20 protein-coding genes are annotated in these 19,122 nt (G+C 39.6%); all 20 read right to left on the bottom strand.

The window, feature by feature from the left end:
- Positions 1–3: 3 nt before the first annotated feature.
- The 20 genes from JFL43_RS05950 to sdaAA all read right to left on the bottom strand — a co-directional run bounded on the left by JFL43_RS05950 (position 4) and on the right by sdaAA (position 19,118).
- The gene (locus JFL43_RS05950; RefSeq protein ID WP_100796463.1) at positions 4–777 is read right to left on the bottom strand and encodes a ribonuclease HII; all 774 of its coding nucleotides are present in this window, start codon (positions 775–777) and stop codon (positions 4–6) included.
- A 98-nt stretch (positions 778–875) separates the two neighbouring features.
- The gene (ylqF, locus tag JFL43_RS05955) at positions 876–1,736 is read right to left on the bottom strand and encodes a ribosome biogenesis GTPase YlqF (RefSeq protein ID WP_100796462.1); all 861 of its coding nucleotides are present in this window, start codon (positions 1,734–1,736) and stop codon (positions 876–878) included.
- A gap of 18 nt (positions 1,737–1,754) precedes the next feature.
- Positions 1,755–2,318, bottom strand: a complete 564-nt coding sequence (gene lepB / locus JFL43_RS05960) for a signal peptidase I (RefSeq protein WP_100796461.1) — start codon at positions 2,316–2,318, stop codon at positions 1,755–1,757.
- A 109-nt stretch (positions 2,319–2,427) separates the two neighbouring features.
- Positions 2,428–2,772 (bottom strand): 50S ribosomal protein L19, encoded by a 345-nt coding sequence (rplS, locus tag JFL43_RS05965; protein ID WP_100796460.1) that lies wholly within the window; start codon positions 2,770–2,772, stop codon positions 2,428–2,430.
- A gap of 125 nt (positions 2,773–2,897) precedes the next feature.
- Entirely contained in the window at positions 2,898–3,629 is a 732-nt protein-coding gene (gene trmD, locus JFL43_RS05970) for a tRNA (guanosine(37)-N1)-methyltransferase TrmD (RefSeq protein ID WP_100798155.1), read from the bottom strand.
- Positions 3,629–4,144, bottom strand: coding sequence for a ribosome maturation factor RimM (gene rimM, locus JFL43_RS05975; RefSeq protein ID WP_100796459.1), 516 nt, complete (start codon positions 4,142–4,144; stop codon positions 3,629–3,631). The genes trmD and rimM overlap by 1 nt, the downstream gene beginning before the upstream one ends.
- 112 nt (positions 4,145–4,256) lie before the next feature.
- Positions 4,257–4,490, bottom strand: a complete 234-nt coding sequence (locus JFL43_RS05980; RefSeq protein ID WP_100796458.1) for a KH domain-containing protein — start codon at positions 4,488–4,490, stop codon at positions 4,257–4,259.
- A 14-nt stretch (positions 4,491–4,504) separates the two neighbouring features.
- Complete coding sequence (rpsP, locus tag JFL43_RS05985) at positions 4,505–4,777, bottom strand: 30S ribosomal protein S16 (protein WP_100796457.1); 273 nt, start codon at positions 4,775–4,777, stop codon at positions 4,505–4,507.
- 107 nt (positions 4,778–4,884) lie between these two features.
- Positions 4,885–6,240: a signal recognition particle protein gene (ffh, locus tag JFL43_RS05990; protein WP_100796456.1), complete on the bottom strand. Its 1,356-nt coding sequence runs from the start codon at positions 6,238–6,240 to the stop codon at positions 4,885–4,887.
- A gap of 12 nt (positions 6,241–6,252) precedes the next feature.
- Positions 6,253–6,588: a putative DNA-binding protein gene (locus JFL43_RS05995; RefSeq protein ID WP_100796455.1), complete on the bottom strand. Its 336-nt coding sequence runs from the start codon at positions 6,586–6,588 to the stop codon at positions 6,253–6,255.
- Positions 6,589–6,760: 172 nt separating this feature from the next.
- A complete protein-coding gene (gene ftsY / locus JFL43_RS06000) occupies positions 6,761–8,026 on the bottom strand; it encodes a signal recognition particle-docking protein FtsY (RefSeq protein ID WP_100796454.1) in 1,266 nt (421 codons plus the stop codon).
- Between the two features lie 2 nt (positions 8,027–8,028).
- Positions 8,029–11,607 (bottom strand): chromosome segregation protein SMC, encoded by a 3,579-nt coding sequence (gene smc / locus JFL43_RS06005; protein WP_200748301.1) that lies wholly within the window; start codon positions 11,605–11,607, stop codon positions 8,029–8,031.
- 2 nt (positions 11,608–11,609) lie between these two features.
- A complete protein-coding gene (gene rnc / locus JFL43_RS06010) occupies positions 11,610–12,380 on the bottom strand; it encodes a ribonuclease III (RefSeq protein WP_100796452.1) in 771 nt (256 codons plus the stop codon).
- A 120-nt stretch (positions 12,381–12,500) separates the two neighbouring features.
- Complete coding sequence (locus tag JFL43_RS06015; RefSeq protein ID WP_100796451.1) at positions 12,501–12,737, bottom strand: acyl carrier protein; 237 nt, start codon at positions 12,735–12,737, stop codon at positions 12,501–12,503.
- 58 nt (positions 12,738–12,795) lie between these two features.
- Positions 12,796–13,542, bottom strand: a complete 747-nt coding sequence (fabG, locus tag JFL43_RS06020) for a 3-oxoacyl-[acyl-carrier-protein] reductase (RefSeq protein ID WP_200748302.1) — start codon at positions 13,540–13,542, stop codon at positions 12,796–12,798.
- Entirely contained in the window at positions 13,542–14,486 is a 945-nt protein-coding gene (fabD, locus tag JFL43_RS06025) for an ACP S-malonyltransferase (protein WP_200748303.1), read from the bottom strand. The genes fabG and fabD overlap by 1 nt, the downstream gene beginning before the upstream one ends.
- A 2-nt stretch (positions 14,487–14,488) precedes the next feature.
- Positions 14,489–15,475: a phosphate acyltransferase PlsX gene (gene plsX / locus JFL43_RS06030; RefSeq protein ID WP_200748304.1), complete on the bottom strand. Its 987-nt coding sequence runs from the start codon at positions 15,473–15,475 to the stop codon at positions 14,489–14,491.
- Positions 15,472–16,050 (bottom strand): transcription factor FapR, encoded by a 579-nt coding sequence (fapR, locus tag JFL43_RS06035; RefSeq protein WP_200748305.1) that lies wholly within the window; start codon positions 16,048–16,050, stop codon positions 15,472–15,474. Before fapR ends, plsX begins: the two co-directional genes overlap by 4 nt.
- A gap of 130 nt (positions 16,051–16,180) precedes the next feature.
- A complete protein-coding gene (gene recG / locus JFL43_RS06040; protein ID WP_325166639.1) occupies positions 16,181–18,229 on the bottom strand; it encodes an ATP-dependent DNA helicase RecG in 2,049 nt (682 codons plus the stop codon).
- On the bottom strand, positions 18,222–19,118 hold the full coding sequence (sdaAA, locus tag JFL43_RS06045; RefSeq protein WP_234447618.1) for an L-serine ammonia-lyase, iron-sulfur-dependent, subunit alpha: 897 nt from the start codon (positions 19,116–19,118) through the stop codon (positions 18,222–18,224). The genes recG and sdaAA overlap by 8 nt, the downstream gene beginning before the upstream one ends.
- Between the last annotated feature and the right edge of the window lie 4 nt (positions 19,119–19,122).

Below are 19,122 nucleotides of genomic sequence, written 5' to 3' on the forward strand. Positions count from 1 at the left end.
TCTTCACTCCTTCTTAAGAATCATAGATTTGATTGGTTCAAATGTCTTTCTATGAATGTCCGTTGGTCCAAATTCACGTAATGCTTCTAAATGTTGCTTCGTACCATAACCAGCATGCTGAGAAAATCCATATTGCGGGTATATAGAGTCCATTTCTTCCATATAGTGGTCACGTGCTGTTTTCGCTAAAATAGAGGCTGCGGCTATAGCTAAGCTTTTTGCATCGCCTTTAATAATTGAAGCTTGTGGAATATCAATCGGTAGCTTCATCGCATCCGCTAAAACGAAATCTGGCTTCACTTGCAGTGCCTCAATTGATGCTTTCATCGACTGTTTTGTCGCTTCGTAAATATTCAGATCATCGATGACTTCCGTCGATTGGAAATGCACTGCTGTAGCAATTGCACAAGCTTTGATTTTAGCAATAAACGATTCTCTCGTTTCTTTTGATAGCTGTTTTGAATCATTTAATCCAACAAGTTCTAGACAATTTTTTGGTAGAATAACGGCTGCTGTTACGACCGGGCCTGCTAGCGGGCCTCTGCCTGCCTCATCAGTACCTGCGATATAAGCATTAGGGTTTGCACGATAAGAGTCATCAAATTGAAGCTTTTCTTCATGCTCTTGTTGTAGTTTTTCTTGCTTCGCTTTTTTACGGAGCCATTGTTGCCATAGTTTTTTCACGCCTGCGCGCTCATCTGCTTCAACTTCTAACATCCATGGCTGATACTGCTGTTCACTATTTAATGCTTCTTTTATATCTTTAATCGTTTTCAAAACGAGGTCTCCCTTACTGTATTATTTATACTATCGGCAAAAATGACAAAAAATCTAGAAAAAAACCTTTTTCACCATATGGTAAAAAAGGTCGATTTTTATTCTTCGATTTGATCTTCTACAAAGTCGAATGTTAACTTTCCTAATTGCTGATTACGAATATCTCGTACAATTAATTCGGCTACTTGATCGTAATCAATTTCACCGCCGGATGCGAATACTCTTCGTAGTTGACCAATATGGTTGTATGTTTCTACGAGATCTTCACTAACTTCCGTAATTTTATAACGCTCTTCCATACGGCCTTTATAATGTTTACTCAAGAAATTTAAACCATACACAGCAAGATCATCCATATTCATAATGGTATCTTTTATAGCACCTGTTAACGCCAGCTTATAACCTACTTCTTGATCTTCAAATTTCGGCCATAGTATCCCTGGTGTATCTAGTAATTCTAGCTCTTTACCAAATTTAATCCACTGTTGAGATTTTGTTACACCTGGCATATTACCTGTTTTAGCAAGGTTCTTTTTGGCAAGTCGATTGATCAATGTTGATTTCCCAACATTGGGTATACCGACAATCATCGCGCGAATCGCACGGGGTTTCATACCTCTTGAGCTCATACGCGCCCATTTATCGGCTAATAACTCTTGCGCAGCTTTAGTTACTTTGTTAAGGCCAACACCATCTAATGAATTAATTGATACAGCACGATGCCCCTGCGCTTCAAAATAAGCAATCCATTTACGTGTTTGTGATTCGTCCGCCATATCCGCTTTGTTTAAAATAAGCAGACGCGTTTTTTGATGAATCACTTCATCTAACATTGGATTTCTTGAGGATAGCGGTAAGCGCGAATCAATTAATTCAAAAATAATATCCACCAATTTCAGTTTTTCGGTTACTTGACGACGAGCTTTCGCCATATGTCCCGGAAACCATTGAATGGTCATACATTTCACTCCTGTTCGTTATTTCACGGTACCTATTTGATCAAAAGGCCAAAAAATAATATTTGTTTTACCGATAATTTCATCTACTGACACAATACCGATAAGACGGCTATCTTTACTAAACCGACGATTATCACCCATTACAAAAACGTGACCATCTGGAATTACATCTAGTTGTTCAATATCTGAAAGAGTAAAGTCTTCCGTTAATGTACCTTCATCGTTAAGCTCATCTTTATATTTTTGTAAATATGGCTCAGCAATTGCTTTGCCGTTAATATAAAGCTGATCGTTTTTATATTCTAGATGATCTCCTGGTAAACCAATAATACGTTTAATATAATCTTTTTTCTCTGGTGCGTGGAATACAACTATATCAAAACGGTGCAAGTCCCCGATTTTATAGCCAATTTTATTAACAATCATACGGTCGCCATTTTCAAGGGTTGGCATCATAGACTGACCATCTACTACAATTGGTGTGAATAAAAAATAACGAATAATTGCAGCTAATGCAAAGGCAATGACTAATGCCTTTGTCCATTCCCATAACTCATTTTTCTCTTTTTTTGTCTTTTCCATTATTGATGTCCCCCTTGACTATTCTATTCTTATTGTACAAGGATTTATCATTTCAAGCAAAAAGAAAGAGAGCTTGTAAACAAGCTCTCTTTTCGGCAAAAAAAATGTATTATCGAATTTCTTTAATACGAGCCGCTTTACCGCGTAGGTTACGTAGGTAGTATAATTTAGCGCGACGAACTTTACCGCGACGTACTACTTGTAAGTTAGCGATTTTTGGAGTGTTAACTGGGAATGTACGCTCAACACCAACGCCGTAAGAAATTTTACGAACCGTGAAAGTTTCGCTAATACCGCCACCACGACGTTTAATAACTACTCCTTCGTATACTTGGATACGTTCGCGAGTTCCTTCGACTACTTTAACGTCGATACGTACAGTATCTCCAGCGCGGAACGCAGGAATGTCTGTGCGAAGTTGTTCTTTAGTGATTTCTGTAATGATATTTGACATTATTTTCTCTCCTTAGACAGATGCTCTTGTAACTCTTCTTTATGATACAGCGGAACACCGTAATTCGACACTTCTCATAGAAATGCTCTTTAGATTTTAACACACACAGTAGTATTTCACAACTATTACTTATCCAACTTTAATAAGTCTAGGTATTTTTGTTGCGCTGGATTTAACTCTATTTTATCAAATAAATCCGGGCGTCTTTCAAACGTTCTTTTTAAAGATTGCTGTTCACGCCATTCATCAATTTTCGCATGATTTCCAGATAGTAATACGTCTGGTACTTTCATGCCACGAAAATCTGATGGACGTGTGTAATGTGGATGCTCCAATAAACCTGTTGAAAAAGAATCTAAGACTGGTGAATCGTCATTGCCTAAAACACCTGGTAACAAGCGTACGACGCTATCAATAACCGTCATAGCGCCAAGCTCACCACCCGTTAAAACATAGTCCCCAATTGAAATTTCATCCGTTACAAGATGCTGGCGAATGCGTTCATCATACCCTTCATAATGACCGCAAAGGAAGATCAAATCTTCCTCTTGCGCTAATTCCTCTGCCTTCGCTTGTGTATAGCGTTCTCCTTGAGGACACATCAAAATGATACGTGGCTTTTTGCCTTCACCTACAAGTGCTTCTACGGCATTAAAAAGGGGCTCTGGCTTTAATACCATACCAGCACCACCACCGTATGGATAATCATCCACTTGATTGTGCTTGTTGATCGAGTATTCGCGGAAATCCGTCACACCCATCGCAACTGCTCCTTTTTCCTGAGCCTTCTTTAAAATAGAAGACCCAAACACACCTTCAAACATACTCGGGAACAAAGATAATACATGGATATTCATCATGATAATAAGCCATCCATGACATGAATGATAATTTTCTTCCCATCAATGTCGATTTCTTTAATAACATCATCAATTACCGGGATGTGCTGATCCTTACCGTTGACACCTTTTAGTGTCCAGACATCATTAGCACCCGTTTCAAAGATTTCTTTTACTTGGCCAATTTCATTACCTTCTTCATCAAAGACATTACAGCCAATGATTTCGTGGTAATAGTATTCATCTTCTTCTAATTCGCTCAGCTGTTTTTCAGATACTTTTAAAATACCATCACGAAATTCTTCTACATCATTAATATTAGGATACCCTTCAAATGATAGTAAGATAAAGTTTTTATGTGGACGAGCCGTAGCAATTGTTAAGCGAAGTGGTTTTTTTGAATCCTTTTTAAAAAGAGCAATTTGTTCACCCACCACATAGCGTTCTTCAGGAAAATCCGTTTGCGAGATGACACGCACCTCGCCTCTTATACCATGTGTATTGACGATTTTGCCAACGTTATACCATTCCATCTAAATCACCTCTTTTGAAATATATGAACCATCCTTATTGCATTTTGCTATAAGATGAATTTACTTTTAATCGTAACAAAAAAGGAAGGAACAAAAGCTCCCTCCTTTTTGACTAATCTAGAATATCGACATATGTCTTCTTCTTATGATGACTGCCTGCTGCTGAATAAACAATTGTACGCATTGCCTTTGCAACACGTCCCTGTTTACCAATTACTTTCCCCATATCATTGGGGTGAACAGAAAGCTTATATACAATTCGATTCGCAAACTCGTCGGTTGTAATATGAACTTCTTCTGGATAATCGACTAAAGGTTTAACGATTGTTTCAATCAGCTGCTTCATGCTGTCACCCCCGATTATTTACTGATTTTTGAGTTATGGAATTTTTCCATAATGCCTTGTGCTGAGAACAAGTTACGTACAGTATCAGATGGTTTTGCACCATTGCCTAACCAAGCTAATGCTTTTTCTTCATCAATTTTAACTTCTTCTGGAGTAGTTAAAGGATTGAATGTACCAATTGTTTCAATTGAGCGACCGTCGCGTGGTGCGCGAGCGTCTGCTACTACAATACGATAGAAAGGAGCCTTTTTTGCCCCGATACGTTTTAAACGAATTTTTACTGCCATTTTTAATTGCACCTCCGAATAGTTTCACACAAGATAGTATGATAGCAAGCTTTGGATTGTTTGTAAAGTGTTTTTTCTTAACACACTAATTTTTCGGTTTTAAAAAATTATTTAAACAGTGAATCCAAACCAGGAAGTTTCATCTTTTTCTTCCCTTTTTGCGTCATACCGGTCATTTGTTTCATCATTTTCTTCATATCTTCGAATTGTTTTAAAAGTCGATTTATTTCTTGAATAGAACAGCCCGATCCTTTTGCAATTCTTTTTTTGCGACTCGAGTTGATGATTTCTGGAGTCGTTTTTTCAGCTGGCGTCATAGAGAGAATAATTGCCTCTATATGTCCAATTGACTTATCGTCAATTTTCGCATTTTCTAAGCCTTTAATTTTATTGGCACCTGGAAGCATTTTCAAAATTTCATCCAGTGGACCCATTTTCTTCACTTGACTCATTTGATCAAGGAAATCGTCGAAAGTAAAACTCTGCGTTCTGAACTTTTCTTCCATCTCTTTCGCTTTCTCTTCATCAACGTTAGCTTGCGCTTTCTCGATTAGGGACATCATGTCACCCATACCTAGAATACGTGAAGCCATACGTTCTGGGTGGAAAGGCTCTAATGCATCCATTTTCTCGCCCATACCTACAAATTTAATCGGCTTTTGCGTAACTGAACGGATAGACAATGCCGCACCACCACGTGTATCGCCATCTAATTTCGTTAAGACGACACCCGTAATACCTACTGCTTCATTAAAGCTATCTGCTACATTGACCGCATCTTGACCAGTCATTGAATCGACAACTAAGAAGACTTCATCTGGCTCTTTTAATGCTCGAATATCTTTCAATTCTTGCATCAAGTTTTCGTCAATATGAAGACGACCTGCTGTATCGATTAAAACGACATCATGGTGCTCCTCTTTGGCATGTTCAAGCGCTTGGCGTACAATCTCCACAGGGGATACTTCCGTGCCAAGTGCAAATACTGGTAAAGTTAGCTGATTACCTAAAGTTTGTAATTGCTTAATCGCTGCTGGACGATAAACGTCAGCTGCTACAAGTAACGGTTTACGATTGTATTTTTTACGTAAAAGATTTGCTAATTTACCTGTAGTTGTTGTTTTACCAGCACCTTGTAAACCGACCATTAAAATAACTGTTGGTGGTTTTTGTGCGAATTTAATCGGGCTTTGTTCGCCACCCATTAAATCTGTCAGTTCATCTTTTACAATTTTGATGACTTGTTGGCCAGGTGTTAAACTTTTCATGACGTCTTGGCCGATTGCTCGTTCACTGACGCGCTTAATAAAAGTTTTTACAACTTTTAAGTTAACATCTGCTTCAATTAGGGCAAATCGAACTTCACGCATCATTTCTTTAACGTCTTGTTCCGTCACTTTCCCTTTGCCTTTAATCTTCGAAATCGTACCTTGGAGTCGCTCCGCTAACCCTTCAAATGCCATGCATACCGCCTCCTAATCCCATTGCTTTAACTGCTCAATAAGCTCTAGTTGCACAGTTTGTGAAGCATTATTGTCAGTAATTGTTTTTGATAGCTCTGCAATTATTTGTTGTCTGTTTTGAAATTTCTCGAATAATTGAAGTTTGTCTTCATATTCTTCAAGCATTGCTTCTGTTCTACGAATATTATCGTAAACCGCTTGACGAGACACTCCGTACGCCTCTGCAATTTCACCTAGTGAGTGATCATCTAAATAATAAAGCTGCATATAACTACGCTGTTTGTCAGTCAATAATGCTTGATAAAAGTCGAAGAGAAAGTTCATGCGTGTCGTTTTTTCAAGTAGCATAAGAAACCTCTCCCCTATTTTGCACATTCTTTTAATATCATAAAGGAATACAATGTTTTCTGTCAAGTAAAACTACTTGTCTAAATATGATTAATCCCTTTTATAACAACAAATACGAAGAGGCGAAAAATGCATAGCTCATAAGAAAGTTATGCATCTTCCGCCTACCTAATTATTGTTCTTTTGTTTCTTCTTCTGCTAACTGTTGATCAAGTGCATCGGCAAATAAACCATATACATAGCGCTCTGTATCGAACGGTTGTAAATCATCCATTTTCTCACCAAGACCAACAAATTTCACTGGAATGTGTAATTTATTACGAATAGCAAGCACAATACCACCTTTTGCAGTACCATCTAGTTTTGTTAACACAATCCCTGTAACATTTGTTGCTTCTTTGAAAGTTTGTGCTTGTACAAGCGCATTCTGACCAGTTGTAGCATCTAAAGCTAATAAAACTTCGTGAGGGGCATTCGGAATTTCCCGGGAAATTACACGATGTACCTTCTCCAATTCATTCATTAGATTTACTTTGTTTTGCAGACGACCTGCAGTATCACAAATCAAAATATCTGCACCACGTTTTTTTGCTGCACGGATAGCATCATACATAACAGCAGCTGGATCAGATCCTTCTGCTTGCTTTATAACATCCACACCGACGCGGTCTCCCCAAACTTGAAGTTGATCAATAGCACCTGCACGGAATGTATCACCCGCTGCAAGTAATACGGATTTCCCTTCTTGCTTTAGACGATGAGCCAATTTCCCAATTGTCGTAGTTTTACCGACTCCGTTAACTCCTACAAAAAGAATAACTGTTAATTCACCATCTTGGATATTCAATTCTATTGATTCTTCATCACTTGATTCGTAGATTTCAACAAGCTTTTCAGAAATAACAGATTGGATACCGCTCGTGTCTTTAATATTTTGACGTTGCACTTCATAGCGTAATTTATCCATTAGCTCCATCACAGTTTCAAAGCCAACGTCTGCTTGTAATAACAAGTCTTCTAACTCTTCAAAAAAATCTTCGTCCACAGTGCGGTAGCGTGCTACTAAATCATTTACTTTTGACGTAAACGAGTCACGTGTTTTCTCCAAGCCTGCTTTGAATTTTTCTGTAATTGATAATGCCGAGAAACCCCATTTTGATTTTTTCTCTTCGACTATTTCTTCTACTTCTACAAGTTCAGTAGTCGATCCTACTGCCACTACTTCTTCAGGTTGAGTCTCTTCTACTTGCTGTGCTTGCTCAGTTGTTGCAGGGACTGCCACTACTTCTGAAATAGTTTCTTGAACAACCACTTCCTCTTGCGGTACTTCTAGCGCAAGGTTAGCTTGCTCTTCATCGTTTGTTTCTAGTTGTTGTACTTCAAGTTCTTCAGGCTTCGCACCCATTAATTTTTCTTTCATACGCTTTAAAAAGCTCATTGTTATTCGCTCCTTTGTCCTACAAGAACGGGTTCTTCCTGTTCTAATTTTACGGATACTAGTTTCGATACGCCCGATTCTTGCATCGTAATACCGTACAATACGTCTGCACCTTCCATTGTACCTTTGCGATGCGTGATGACGATGAATTGTGACTCTTGGCTAAACTTTTTCAAATACTGACTATAGCGAGTCACATTCGATTCGTCAAGAGCGGCTTCAACTTCATCTAGTATACAGAATGGTACAGGGCGCGTTTTTAAAATAGCAAAGAGTAATGCAATCGCAGTTAATGCACGTTCGCCGCCAGACAGTAAGCTTAAATTTTGCAATTTCTTACCTGGAGGTTGCGCGACAATATCAATTCCTGTTTCAAGTAAATTATCCTGTTCTAATAGTTGCAAATCTGCATGTCCACCACCAAATAACTCACGGAAGACAACTTGGAAGTGATCACGAATTTTGAAGAATGTTTCGCTAAAGCGGGCCGTCATTTCTTCATCCATTTCACGAATAGCTTCATGTAATGTTTCTTTCGCTTCCATTAGGTCCGATCTTTGCTCCGTCAAGAACGTATGCCGCTCTGAAACGGTTTCGAATTCTTCAATTGCGTTTAAGTTAACTGGACCTAGCTCTGCAATGGATTGCTTTAATAGTTTTACTTTTTTTCTGGATATTTCAACATCTACATCAGCATTTACTTCTCGTTCGGCTTCTTCAAAAGAGAGCTCATAGTCTTCAGATAATTGCTCAAGTAAAGCTGTTTTTCCGAATTCCATTTGTGACAGTTTCACATCAAAATTACGTAAACCATCAAGTAAACCTTTATGCACACGTTGCAATTCCTTCAGTTCAACTTCGCAGCTATCTAAGGTAACTTGCAGCGTCGTTCTTTGTTCTTTACTCGTAGCAATTGTCGTGACGAGCTCTTCTTTTTGCTGTTGCCACGATGTAATACTTGCTATGATTTCTTCATCGGATGGTCCATTTTGACTTTCGTCATTCGTTAACCATTGGATTTCTTGTGTGATGTTGTTAACTTCTGAATGTGCCTTGTTATACTGCACCGTTACGTCTTCAGAAGCTTGCTTTAATTGCGATACTTGCTCTTGAATTACGGCAAGCTCTGAGCGCTTTTCAGCATATTGTTCTTTCAATGCATCATGAGCTGTCTCACTCTGTACTTTAAGTACGTTTAACTGCTCAATTGTCGCATTGATCTCAGCGAGTTCTGCTGTTAATTCTTGCATACGCTTTTTAGCTGCAATTTGACGTTCCTGTAAGTTTGAAGAACGACCTGTTGCATCTTCTTGCTCTGTCGCTACTAAAGTAACACGCAAAGCAAGTCTTTTTGTCGTTGCTTCTAGCTCTCGGAAATGTCCGCTCAATTCAAATTCTTCGTTACGTAACATTTCACCTTGCTGACGTAAGTTTTCTAACGTAACTGTTTGAGTCGCAACAAATGTTTTTTGCTCTGCAACGACCTTTTCAGCTTGTTCAATTGTTGTTTGCAGTTGGGCAAGCTGGCCTGTTAATGCTTCTAGCTCTGCTTTTCGGCTAAATAGAGAAGTCTGTTGTTTTGCAGAACCACCTGTTAGTGATCCACCTGTATTCACAACGTCGCCATCGAGTGTTACGACACGGTAGCGATAATTGCATGATTTTGCGATTTGTGTTGCACCTTGTAAATCTTTTGCTACTAACACATTACCTAATAAGTTTTCCGCAATTGTTTGGAAAGCTGTATCAAATGTGGCTAATTCATCTGCTGTGTTAATAAATGATGGATGCGATGCTGCTGCTCCAAGTGAGTTAAGAGATACTTTGCGGGACTTCATGACATTTTTAGGTAAAAACGTTGCACGACCCGCCCGTTTTTCTTTTAACCATGCAATTGCTTTTTGAGCGTCTTGCTGTGTCTCGGTTACAATATGCTGCGATGCTGCACCTAAGGCCGTTTCAAGTGCTTTTGTATTTTCACCACTTACTTGAATTAACTCTGCAACTGCCCCGTGAATACCTGATAGCTTATTACTCTCTCTAGCGATTAAAATTTCTTTTACGCCGTGGAAAAAGCCTGAAAAGTCTGCTTCAAGCTCTGCTAAAGTTTCTTTACGGGACTTTAATTGTTGTAAATGTTGATAGCCTTTGAAGAGCATATCTTGTTTACTTTCAAATTGTTTCGATGCATCCGTTAATTCCAGTTGACATGCTGAATACGCAGCTAGCTTTGATTCAAGCTGTTCTTGGACAATACGTAGTTTACTTTCAACCGCTCGCTGCTCCTTCGTTAACTGCTCTAATTCCTCTGCCATTTCTGACGATTGGTTAGTCATTTTAAACGAAGCTTGCTCTTGTTGTTCAAGCTGTTGCGTTATATGTTTGTATTCATTTTTAACGGTCGCTTGCTCATTGAGCCGATCGATATATGTGTTTTTCCAATCTTCGATATCATTTTCAATATCAGTTGTAGAACGATTCAAGTTATCTTCAAGCTGTTTAACACTTTTTTTCAATTGTTGGAAGGCGGTTTGTCGCTCCGTTAATTGCTCTTGTTTATCTACCTGTTGTGCATACCACTCTTGCTCCACGATTTGCGCTTTTTCAAGTGACTGCTGTAATTTTTCTAATTGTGCACTAGCATTGTGGCGCTTTTCAGCCATTAATACTTTACGGCCTTCCCAGCGCTCTGCTTCAGAACTGGCTTCTACAAGTTGGTGTTGAGCTTGATCTAGCAAACTATCTAGCGCTGTTATTTGTTTACGAATTGTAGCTACTTGCTTTTCTTTATTTTCCATGTTGTTTGTATGCTCTTGCTCAGTCACTGTAAATTGCTTTTTCTCATCAACAATCGTTGCAAGGGATTGTTGCAATAAATGTAAATCATGGACAATAACAGCTATATCAATATCCTTTAACTCTTTGGACATCTTTAAATAGTCCGCAGCAGCAGACGCTTGTATCTGCAACGGTTCGATACGAGTGTCTAATTCATGTAAAATATCAAGCACGCGATGCAAGTTATCCTCTGTTTCGAATAGCTTATGTTCGGCCTTTTTCTTACGTTGTTTATATTTCAACACACCAGCGGCTTCTTCGAAAATAGAGCGTCTATCATCCGGACGACTGTTTAATATTTCGTCTACTCGACCTTGAGAAATAATCGAGAAAGCTTCTTTTCCTAGACCAGAGTCTAAAAACAGATCCGTTATATCTTTTAATCTACATTGTTGTTTGTTCAATAAATATTCGCTATCGCCTGAACGGTATACCCGGCGTGTGACACTTACTTCGTTATACGGGATCGGCAAGCGTTCATCCTCGTTATCTAATATCAATGATACTTCTGCAAAGTTAAGCGGTTTGCGCGAGTCACTTCCAGCAAAAATGACATCTTCCATTTTTGCACCACGAAGAGATTTTGCGGATTGTTCTCCGAGTACCCATCGAATTGCATCCGTTACGTTACTTTTCCCACTACCATTTGGGCCAACAACAGCTGTAACACCGGGCACAAAATCAATACCTATTCGATCGGCGAAAGATTTAAAACCAATCACTTCAAGCCGTTTAAGAAACAAATTTATACCTCCTGATTGTCAGCTGCCTGTTTTTGCAATTCGACCATTGCACATTGAGCGGCTCTTTGTTCAGCTTCTTTCTTCGATTTTCCGTGACCTACACCTAATTCACGTTCATTCAATAAAACATGTGATACGAATGTGCGATTATGGGCTGGTCCGTTTTCTTTAATAATCTCATAATGAAGCGCGCCAGAATTGGCTTGCTGCACCATTTCTTGTAGCTGGCTTTTGAAATCCATCACATGCGAAAAAGCACCGATTTCTACTTTCGGATAAACGACACGTTCTAAAAATCCAACAACTGTTTCTAGACCTTGATCTAAATATAAAGCACCGATAAATGCTTCAAAACAGTCTGCAAGAAGCGCTGGGCGCTCACGACCACCTGTTAATTCTTCACCTTTTCCAAGTAAAACATATTTCCCGAAATTTAATTCATTTGCAAAAATGACTAGTGATGGTTCGCAAACGATTGCTGCACGCAATTTTGTAAGTTCACCTTCGCTCATTTTAGGGAATTTAAGGAAAAGAAATTTAGAGACCGATAGTTCTAGCACTGCATCTCCTAAAAACTCTAAACGTTCGTTGTCTTCATATAGTTTTCGACGATGCTCATTCACATATGATGAATGTGTAAATGCATTGTAAAGTAAATTTGCATTATCAAAATGTAATCCTAAATCATTTAATAATTCCTCAAACTTGAGGCGTGCTTTTTCTGAAATTGCACCATTTTTTTGTGACAGTCCTTTTTTTCTCGTCATCGTCATCAACCTTCTTATCTTCCTTTTGTTTCTCCTATCTAGTTTACCGTTTTCTTCCGCAATGTGCAAAAGCAAAAAAGGCACTTCCCTCAAAATCAAGAAAGAAGTGCCTCTAGCAATGTATAATTAGCTAATTTTGCTTTCGATGAATGATACCGCATTTCCTACAGTTGCAATTTTCTCTGCATCCTCGTCGTCAATTTGCATATCGAATTCTTCTTCAAGTTCCATTACTAGTTCTACTACATCTAGTGAATCCGCACCTAAATCATCACGGAAAGAAGCTTCTAATTTTACTTCGCTCTCGTCGACGCCTAAACGGTCAACGACTACTTTAGTTACACGTTCTATAACAGTTGCCAAATCTGTCACCTCCCCTCAATGATTATACATAAAATACCCGATAGTTCATAGACATATGTTACATGACCATTCCACCATCTACATGGATTGTTTGCCCTGTAATATAACTTGCATCATCCGAAGCCAAGAAGATGACAACTTTTGCTACATCAGCAGGATCTCCAAGCTTCGCTAATGGAATTTGTCCAAGCATATGCTCTTTTACTTCAGCAGGCAACTCATCTGTCATTTCTGTAGCGATAAAACCAGGTGCTACAGCATTAACATAAATATTACGTGCTGCTAATTCTTTTGCAGATGTTTTTGTTAAACCAATAACTCCTGCTTTTGCTGCAACATAGTTTGCTTGACCTGCATTGCCAGCAACACCAACGATTGAAGCAATATTAACAATACGCCCTGCACGTTGCTTCATCATTTGGCGAGAAACAGCTTTCGTACATAAGAATACACCTTTTAAGTTTGTATTCATAACGTCATCCCAGTCCTGTTCCTTCATTCGCATTAATAAATTATCACGTGTAATACCTGCATTATTAACAAGAATATCTAGGGATCCGAATGTATCAGTTGCAGCTTTCATTAAAGCAGTTACTTCATCTGCATCCGCTACATTTGCTTGTACCGCAATCGCTTCGCCACCATTTGCAGTAATTTCTGCAACGACTTCCTCAGCCTTCGCTTGACTACCACTATAGTTGACGACAACGCGCGCACCTTGTTCTGCTAAAGCTAGTGCAATGGCGCGGCCAATCCCTCTAGATCCACCCGTTACAACTGCTGTTTTCCCATCTAGCTTCTTCATCAAGACCACTCCTTCGACGCTTCTACTACTTGCTCAAATGTTGCCCCGTCATAAACGCAGTACGTCTTCACTTGACGGTCTATTTTTTTTACCAGTCCGCTTAATACTTTTCCAGGACCACATTCGATGAACACATCAACGCCTAAGTCAAGCATTTTCCGAACAGAATCCTCCCATAATACTGGTGAGTATAATTGTTCAACTAACAACTGCTGGATTTTAGCTTTTTCTGTTACTGGTTCGGCCATAACATTTGAGATCACAGGAATTTGAGCATCCTGCATCTCTTTTCGCTGTAAATTCTCCTGCAATTTCCCAGCAGCAGGACGCATCAATTCTGAATGGAAAGGTCCACTCACGACTAGTGGAAGAGCTCGTTTAGCTCCAGCTTCCTTCGCCTTCACACTTGCCTCATCTACACCAGCCTTCGTACCAGAAATTACAATTTGTCCCGGACAATTTAAGTTGGCTAGCTGTACGACTTTGCCTGAAGCCGTTACTTCATCCGTCACAGCTTGTAGTACATCACGTTCTAATCCTAAAATAGCAGCCATTGCACCTTCACCCGCTGGTACTGCTTCGTTCATGAACATTCCTCGACTATGTACAGCTTGCACGCCATCCTCAAATGACAGTACATCAGAGGCTACTAGTGCTGTATATTCACCTAAGCTATGTCCTGCTGTGTAATCTGGTGTAATACCAGCTTGTTTCAATTTGTCTGCAATCATCGCACTTGTCGTTAACAATGCCGGCTGTGCATTATATGTCAGTGTCAACTCTTCAGCCGGTCCTTCAAGCATTAATTTTGATAATGTGTAGCCTAGTAAATCATCTGCTTTGTCATAATAAGCTTTACATTCTAGTTGCCCAGAGACAAATTCTGCCCCCATGCCAACTGATTGTGAACCTTGTCCTGGAAAAATAAAAGCGATTTTCGTCATAATTAGTTCTCCTTTGAAATTGTGGAATCAATCGTTGCGCATACATTGTGTTTGACCATTATATTTGCTTGGCGAATAGCACTTGCAAAAGCTGTAGCATTTGATGAACCATGCGCTTTTACTACTGGTGCTTTCAAGCCAAATAACGCGGCTCCACCGTATTCTGTATAGTCCATTTTTGTTTTAATTTCTTTTAAATTACTTTTCATCATTAGAGCAGCAACTTTCGTTTTACCAGAAGCCATAAACGCTTCTTTTAACATAGAAAAAACGCTACCAACTGTACCTTCGATTGTTTTTAACACCATATTACCTGTAAAGCCGTCTGTTACAACAACATCTGCAGCACCGTTTAATAATTCACGTGCTTCAACATTACCGATAAAGTTAATTGGCGCTTCTTTTAATAAACCAAACGCTGCCTTCGTAAGCTCGTTCCCTTTTTTATCTTCTGTGCCGATATTCAGTAAGCCGACTGTAGGGTTTTTAATTTCACGTACTTGTTGTGCGTAAATACTTGCCATAATGGCATATTGTGCTAGGTTTTCTGGTTTTGCATCTGCATTTGAACCGAGGTCTAGCATATCAAATCCCTTACCATCTAAGGTTGGCAGTGTAGTTGATAATGCAGGTCGTTCAATACCTTTTATACGCCCAACAACGAATAATCCAGCAGCCATTAATGCACCGGTATTCCCTGCTGATACACAAGCATCTGCTACACCAGTTTTTACTGCTTCAGCCATCTTCACCATTGAAGCATCTTTTTTACGGCGTACGGCACGAACAGGTTCGTCATCACCTTCAATTACTTCTTCACAGTTAATGACTGTTAAGCGTTCATGTTCTTTTAAAAAAGGTTGCATCGCTTGGTGTTGACCATATAATTGGATTTCGATATCTGATGATGCTTCTAATGCTTTATACACGCCTTCGATAATAGCTTGTGGTGCGTTGTCGCCACCCATGCCGTCTATTGCGATTTTCATTGATTTCCACCTTGTCCTTTCGTACGATACATTTCGAACTTTCCTGCGAAAACAACTTCGTTTTCAACAGTGGATGTTAACTCGATAAATGTACGACTTTTGCTGTCATCCTTGCCAGTGACAAGCGCTTTTGAAATAACTCTGTCACCCGCTCTTACTGGTTTCACAAAGTGAATTTCTGAATGCACGGTTAAGGCTAAGTCATCATCAATCACTGCCACAGCTAGTGAGTTTGCTTGGGCAAATAGATGATGCCCCCTTGCAATGCCGTTACGCTGGAAGACATGCTCTTCTTTCACGTCAAAAATGGAAAGGGCTCTTTCATCTAATTCAATATCTATAATGTCACCAATCACTTCATCGATTGGTAGAGATTTTACATCGTTTTCAAAATTATGAGCAGCAACGTCTTTAATGCGTTCACGAAGTTCTGGAATCGATAATTCCATTCGATCTAAACGAATCGTTTGCACGCTTACTTTAAATTGACTAGCTAGCTGTTCATCGGTGACGAATGGGTTATCTATAATTGTTTGCTGTAATAATTTTTGTCGTTCTTTTTTAGAATACTTCATTTTTTTCGCCACCTTTTTAAAAAATTAGCACTTGGTACTAACATCAGTATATAAATTAAAAAAAGAGAATGCAAGAGTTGTTTCAAACTCTTTTTTCGCATCCTCCTCTTTTTAACATAAAAATTTCACATCAATCAATACGATCTCCGTTTAACACACCCGATTCTTCTAACATATTGCGAAGCTGTGCATAGTCATCCACTTGCCAAAAATCTTCAGTGGAAAGAAGCTTTTCAGCATCTTGACGTGCTACTTCTAATGCTCTGTAATCATGGACGAGATCTGCCATTTTAAATTCTGGAAGCCCACTTTGTTTTTTCCCGAAGAAATCTCCAGGGCCACGTAATTCTAAATCTTTTTCTGCAAGGCGAAAACCATCGTTTGTTTCCGTCATTGAAATCATACGCTCTTTGCCATCCTCTGATTTCGGATCTGCTAATAACACGCAATAAGATTGATGCTTTCCACGGCCCACACGACCTCGTAGCTGATGGAGCTGAGCCAGACCGAAGCGTTCTGCATCATAGACAATCATAAAAGTCGCATTTGGTACGTTCACACCGACTTCTACAACGGTTGTTGAAACAAGTACATTCAACTGGCCTTCGCTGAACTCACGCATGACAGCATCCTTCTCATCCGCCGGTAAACGACCATGCATTAAGCCAACTTTAAATTTCTCACGAAATAAGGTTGTCAATTGAGTATAGACATCGACTGCATTTTGCACATCTAATTTATCCGATTCTTCGATTAGCGGACAAATGACATACGCTTGTCGTCCCATTGCTAATTCCTTAGCCATCTGATTTACTACTTGGTTAAATTGCTCTTTTTTCGACCAATGTGTTTCGATTTCTTTTCGACCTGCAGGCAATTCATCAATAATCGACACATCCATTTCACCAAATGCCGTTATAGACAAAGTTCGCGGAATTGGCGTAGCCGTCATAAAGAGCACGTCAGGACTTTCTCCTTTATCACGTAAAATACGACGCTGCTCTACACCAAATCGATGCTGTTCATCTGTAATAACAAGTCCAAGCTTATGAAATTCGACATCCGGCTGAATTAATGCATGTGTGCCAATTAAAATATCAATATCACCGTTTTTTAATTGTTCGAGCAGTATACGGCGAGCCTTCGTTTTAGTAGAGCCTGATAACAGCGCCACTTCGACTCCGAGTGGTCTCAACCATTCATCAAGCGATTCCCCGTGCTGCTCAGCTAAAATTTCAGTCGGAGCCATTAAAGCACCTTGGAAGCCCGCTGTCACTGCAGCGTATAAAGCAATTGCTGCAACGATCGTTTTCCCAGATCCAACATCCCCTTGTAAAAGACGATTCATACGATGAGGCTCAAGCAAATCTCGACATATTTCATTGACGACCTTTTTTTGCGCGTTTGTTAATTCATAAGGTAGTGTCGTGAAAAATTCCTTCAATTTGACTAATTCGTAGTTAATGGATAAACCATGTTCTTGCTCTTTACGGATTTTCCGCAACGCTTGAATTCTTAATTGAAACTGCAAGAGTTCTTCATATACAAATCGCCTTCTCGCTTGCTTCGCATGATTTGCATCTACCGGAAAATGCACACCTTCTAATGCTTCTGTAATAGGTAATAATTTATATGCTGTGCGCAATTGGCTAGGTAATGTTTCCGGGACTTCCGCACTCGTATCATCGAGTACTTGGCGCATATAGTTGCGGAATTTCTTTTGATGCATATTACCCTTTAAGCTATAAACTGGCTCGAAGTCCGCATGATCCATCTTAGGACCAAATGTAATTTGCGTGCCATTGATAACTTGGCGACCGCGATCCCATTTTCCTGTTACTGTCGCAATAGAACCGGGTATCATTTTATTTTTTAAGTATAATTGGTTGAAGAAGACGATTTTAATTAAATGGCGGCCTACAAGCATTTGCACTTGTAGACGCGATTTATTTTTACCAGAAAAAAAAACTGCTGGTTCACTTTCGATGCGTCCTTCAACCGTAACTCGTTCATTATGTGGCGTTTCCGCTAAATCCTTCAACCGAAAATCTTCGTGGCGATAAGGAAAAGTCCATAGCAGGTCATTGTAAGTTTCAATGCCCATGCTATGAAGTGCTTCTCCTGTTCCTTTTCCGACACCTTTTAAATTCGTGACAGACTGCTGTAAATTATCATTCACTTTGCAGCACTGCCCCTCCAAATATTTTCGCCTCAAGTGCTCTACCTGTAGGTGTTGCAGCAAGGCCCCCTTGTCCAGTTTCTCTAAGTGCAGAAGGCATAGTACGTCCAATACGGTACATAGCATCAATGACTTCATCCGTTGGAATTCGACTTGTCACACCTGCTAATGCCATATCAGCAGCAACAATTGCATTAGCTGCTCCCATAGCATTACGTTTTACGCAAGGCACTTCTACAAGACCTGCTACAGGATCACAAACGAGACCAAGCATATTTTTCAATGAAATCGAAAATGCATCTGCGCTTTGTTGTGGTGTACCTCCTGCCATTTCTACGATTGCCGCTGCAGCCATTGCCGCTGCAGAACCTACTTCGGCCTGACAACCACCTGCTGCACCTGAGATGGATGCATTATTTGCTACGACAAAACCAAACGCACCGGAAGTGAATAAATAACGAATCATTTGTTCCTTCGTTGGCTTTAATTTATTTTTCACAGCGAAAAGAGTACCTGGTACGACACCTGCAGAACCTGCTGTTGGCGTTGCACAAATCGTACCCATTGCAGCATTTACTTCATTCGTTGCAACCGCTTTACTTACGGCATCTAATAGAAGATCCCCTGCTAAAGATTTCCCTGTTGCAATATACTTCTGAAGTAGGACAGCATCTCCGCCAGTTAAGCCTGTCACAGAATGCACACCTTTTAGACCACGTTCAACCGCTTCTTCCATAACAGTTAAATTACGCGTCATTTGCTTCATAATTTCTTCACGTGTACGTTCCGTTATTAACATTTCTTGCTCAATCATAATTTCTGAAATGAGCTTATTTTCATGCTCGGCTAATGCCACAAGCTCTCTAACATTATGAAATAATACTTCCATCGTT

The sequence above is a fragment of the Viridibacillus soli genome, assembly GCF_016612995.1.
Taxonomy (GTDB): Bacteria; Bacillota; Bacilli; order Bacillales_A; family Planococcaceae; genus Viridibacillus; species Viridibacillus soli.

Bases quoted from the DNA above. Each gene is read 5' to 3' on its own strand.
- ylqF (WP_100796462.1), bottom strand. From the start codon at position 1,736: ATGACCATTCAATGGTTTCCGGGACATATGGCGAAAGCTCGTCGTCAA.
- lepB (WP_100796461.1), bottom strand. From the start codon at position 2,318: ATGGAAAAGACAAAAAAAGAGAAAAATGAGTTATGGGAATGGACAAAG.
- rplS (WP_100796460.1), bottom strand. From the start codon at position 2,772: ATGTCAAATATCATTACAGAAATCACTAAAGAACAACTTCGCACAGAC.
- trmD (WP_100798155.1), bottom strand. From the start codon at position 3,629: ATGAATATCCATGTATTATCTTTGTTCCCGAGTATGTTTGAAGGTGTG.
- rimM (WP_100796459.1), bottom strand. From the start codon at position 4,144: ATGGAATGGTATAACGTTGGCAAAATCGTCAATACACATGGTATAAGA.
- JFL43_RS05980 (WP_100796458.1), bottom strand. From the start codon at position 4,490: ATGAAGCAGCTGATTGAAACAATCGTTAAACCTTTAGTCGATTATCCA.
- rpsP (WP_100796457.1), bottom strand. From the start codon at position 4,777: ATGGCAGTAAAAATTCGTTTAAAACGTATCGGGGCAAAAAAGGCTCCT.
- ffh (WP_100796456.1), bottom strand. From the start codon at position 6,240: ATGGCATTTGAAGGGTTAGCGGAGCGACTCCAAGGTACGATTTCGAAG.
- JFL43_RS05995 (WP_100796455.1), bottom strand. From the start codon at position 6,588: ATGCTACTTGAAAAAACGACACGCATGAACTTTCTCTTCGACTTTTAT.
- ftsY (WP_100796454.1), bottom strand. From the start codon at position 8,026: ATGAGCTTTTTAAAGCGTATGAAAGAAAAATTAATGGGTGCGAAGCCT.
- rnc (WP_100796452.1), bottom strand. From the start codon at position 12,380: ATGACGATGACGAGAAAAAAAGGACTGTCACAAAAAAATGGTGCAATT.
- fabG (WP_200748302.1), bottom strand. From the start codon at position 13,542: ATGAAGAAGCTAGATGGGAAAACAGCAGTTGTAACGGGTGGATCTAGA.
- fabD (WP_200748303.1), bottom strand. From the start codon at position 14,486: ATGACGAAAATCGCTTTTATTTTTCCAGGACAAGGTTCACAATCAGTT.
- plsX (WP_200748304.1), bottom strand. From the start codon at position 15,475: ATGAAAATCGCAATAGACGGCATGGGTGGCGACAACGCACCACAAGCT.
- fapR (WP_200748305.1), bottom strand. From the start codon at position 16,050: ATGAAGTATTCTAAAAAAGAACGACAAAAATTATTACAGCAAACAATT.
- sdaAA (WP_234447618.1), bottom strand. From the start codon at position 19,118: ATGGAAGTATTATTTCATAATGTTAGAGAGCTTGTGGCATTAGCCGAG.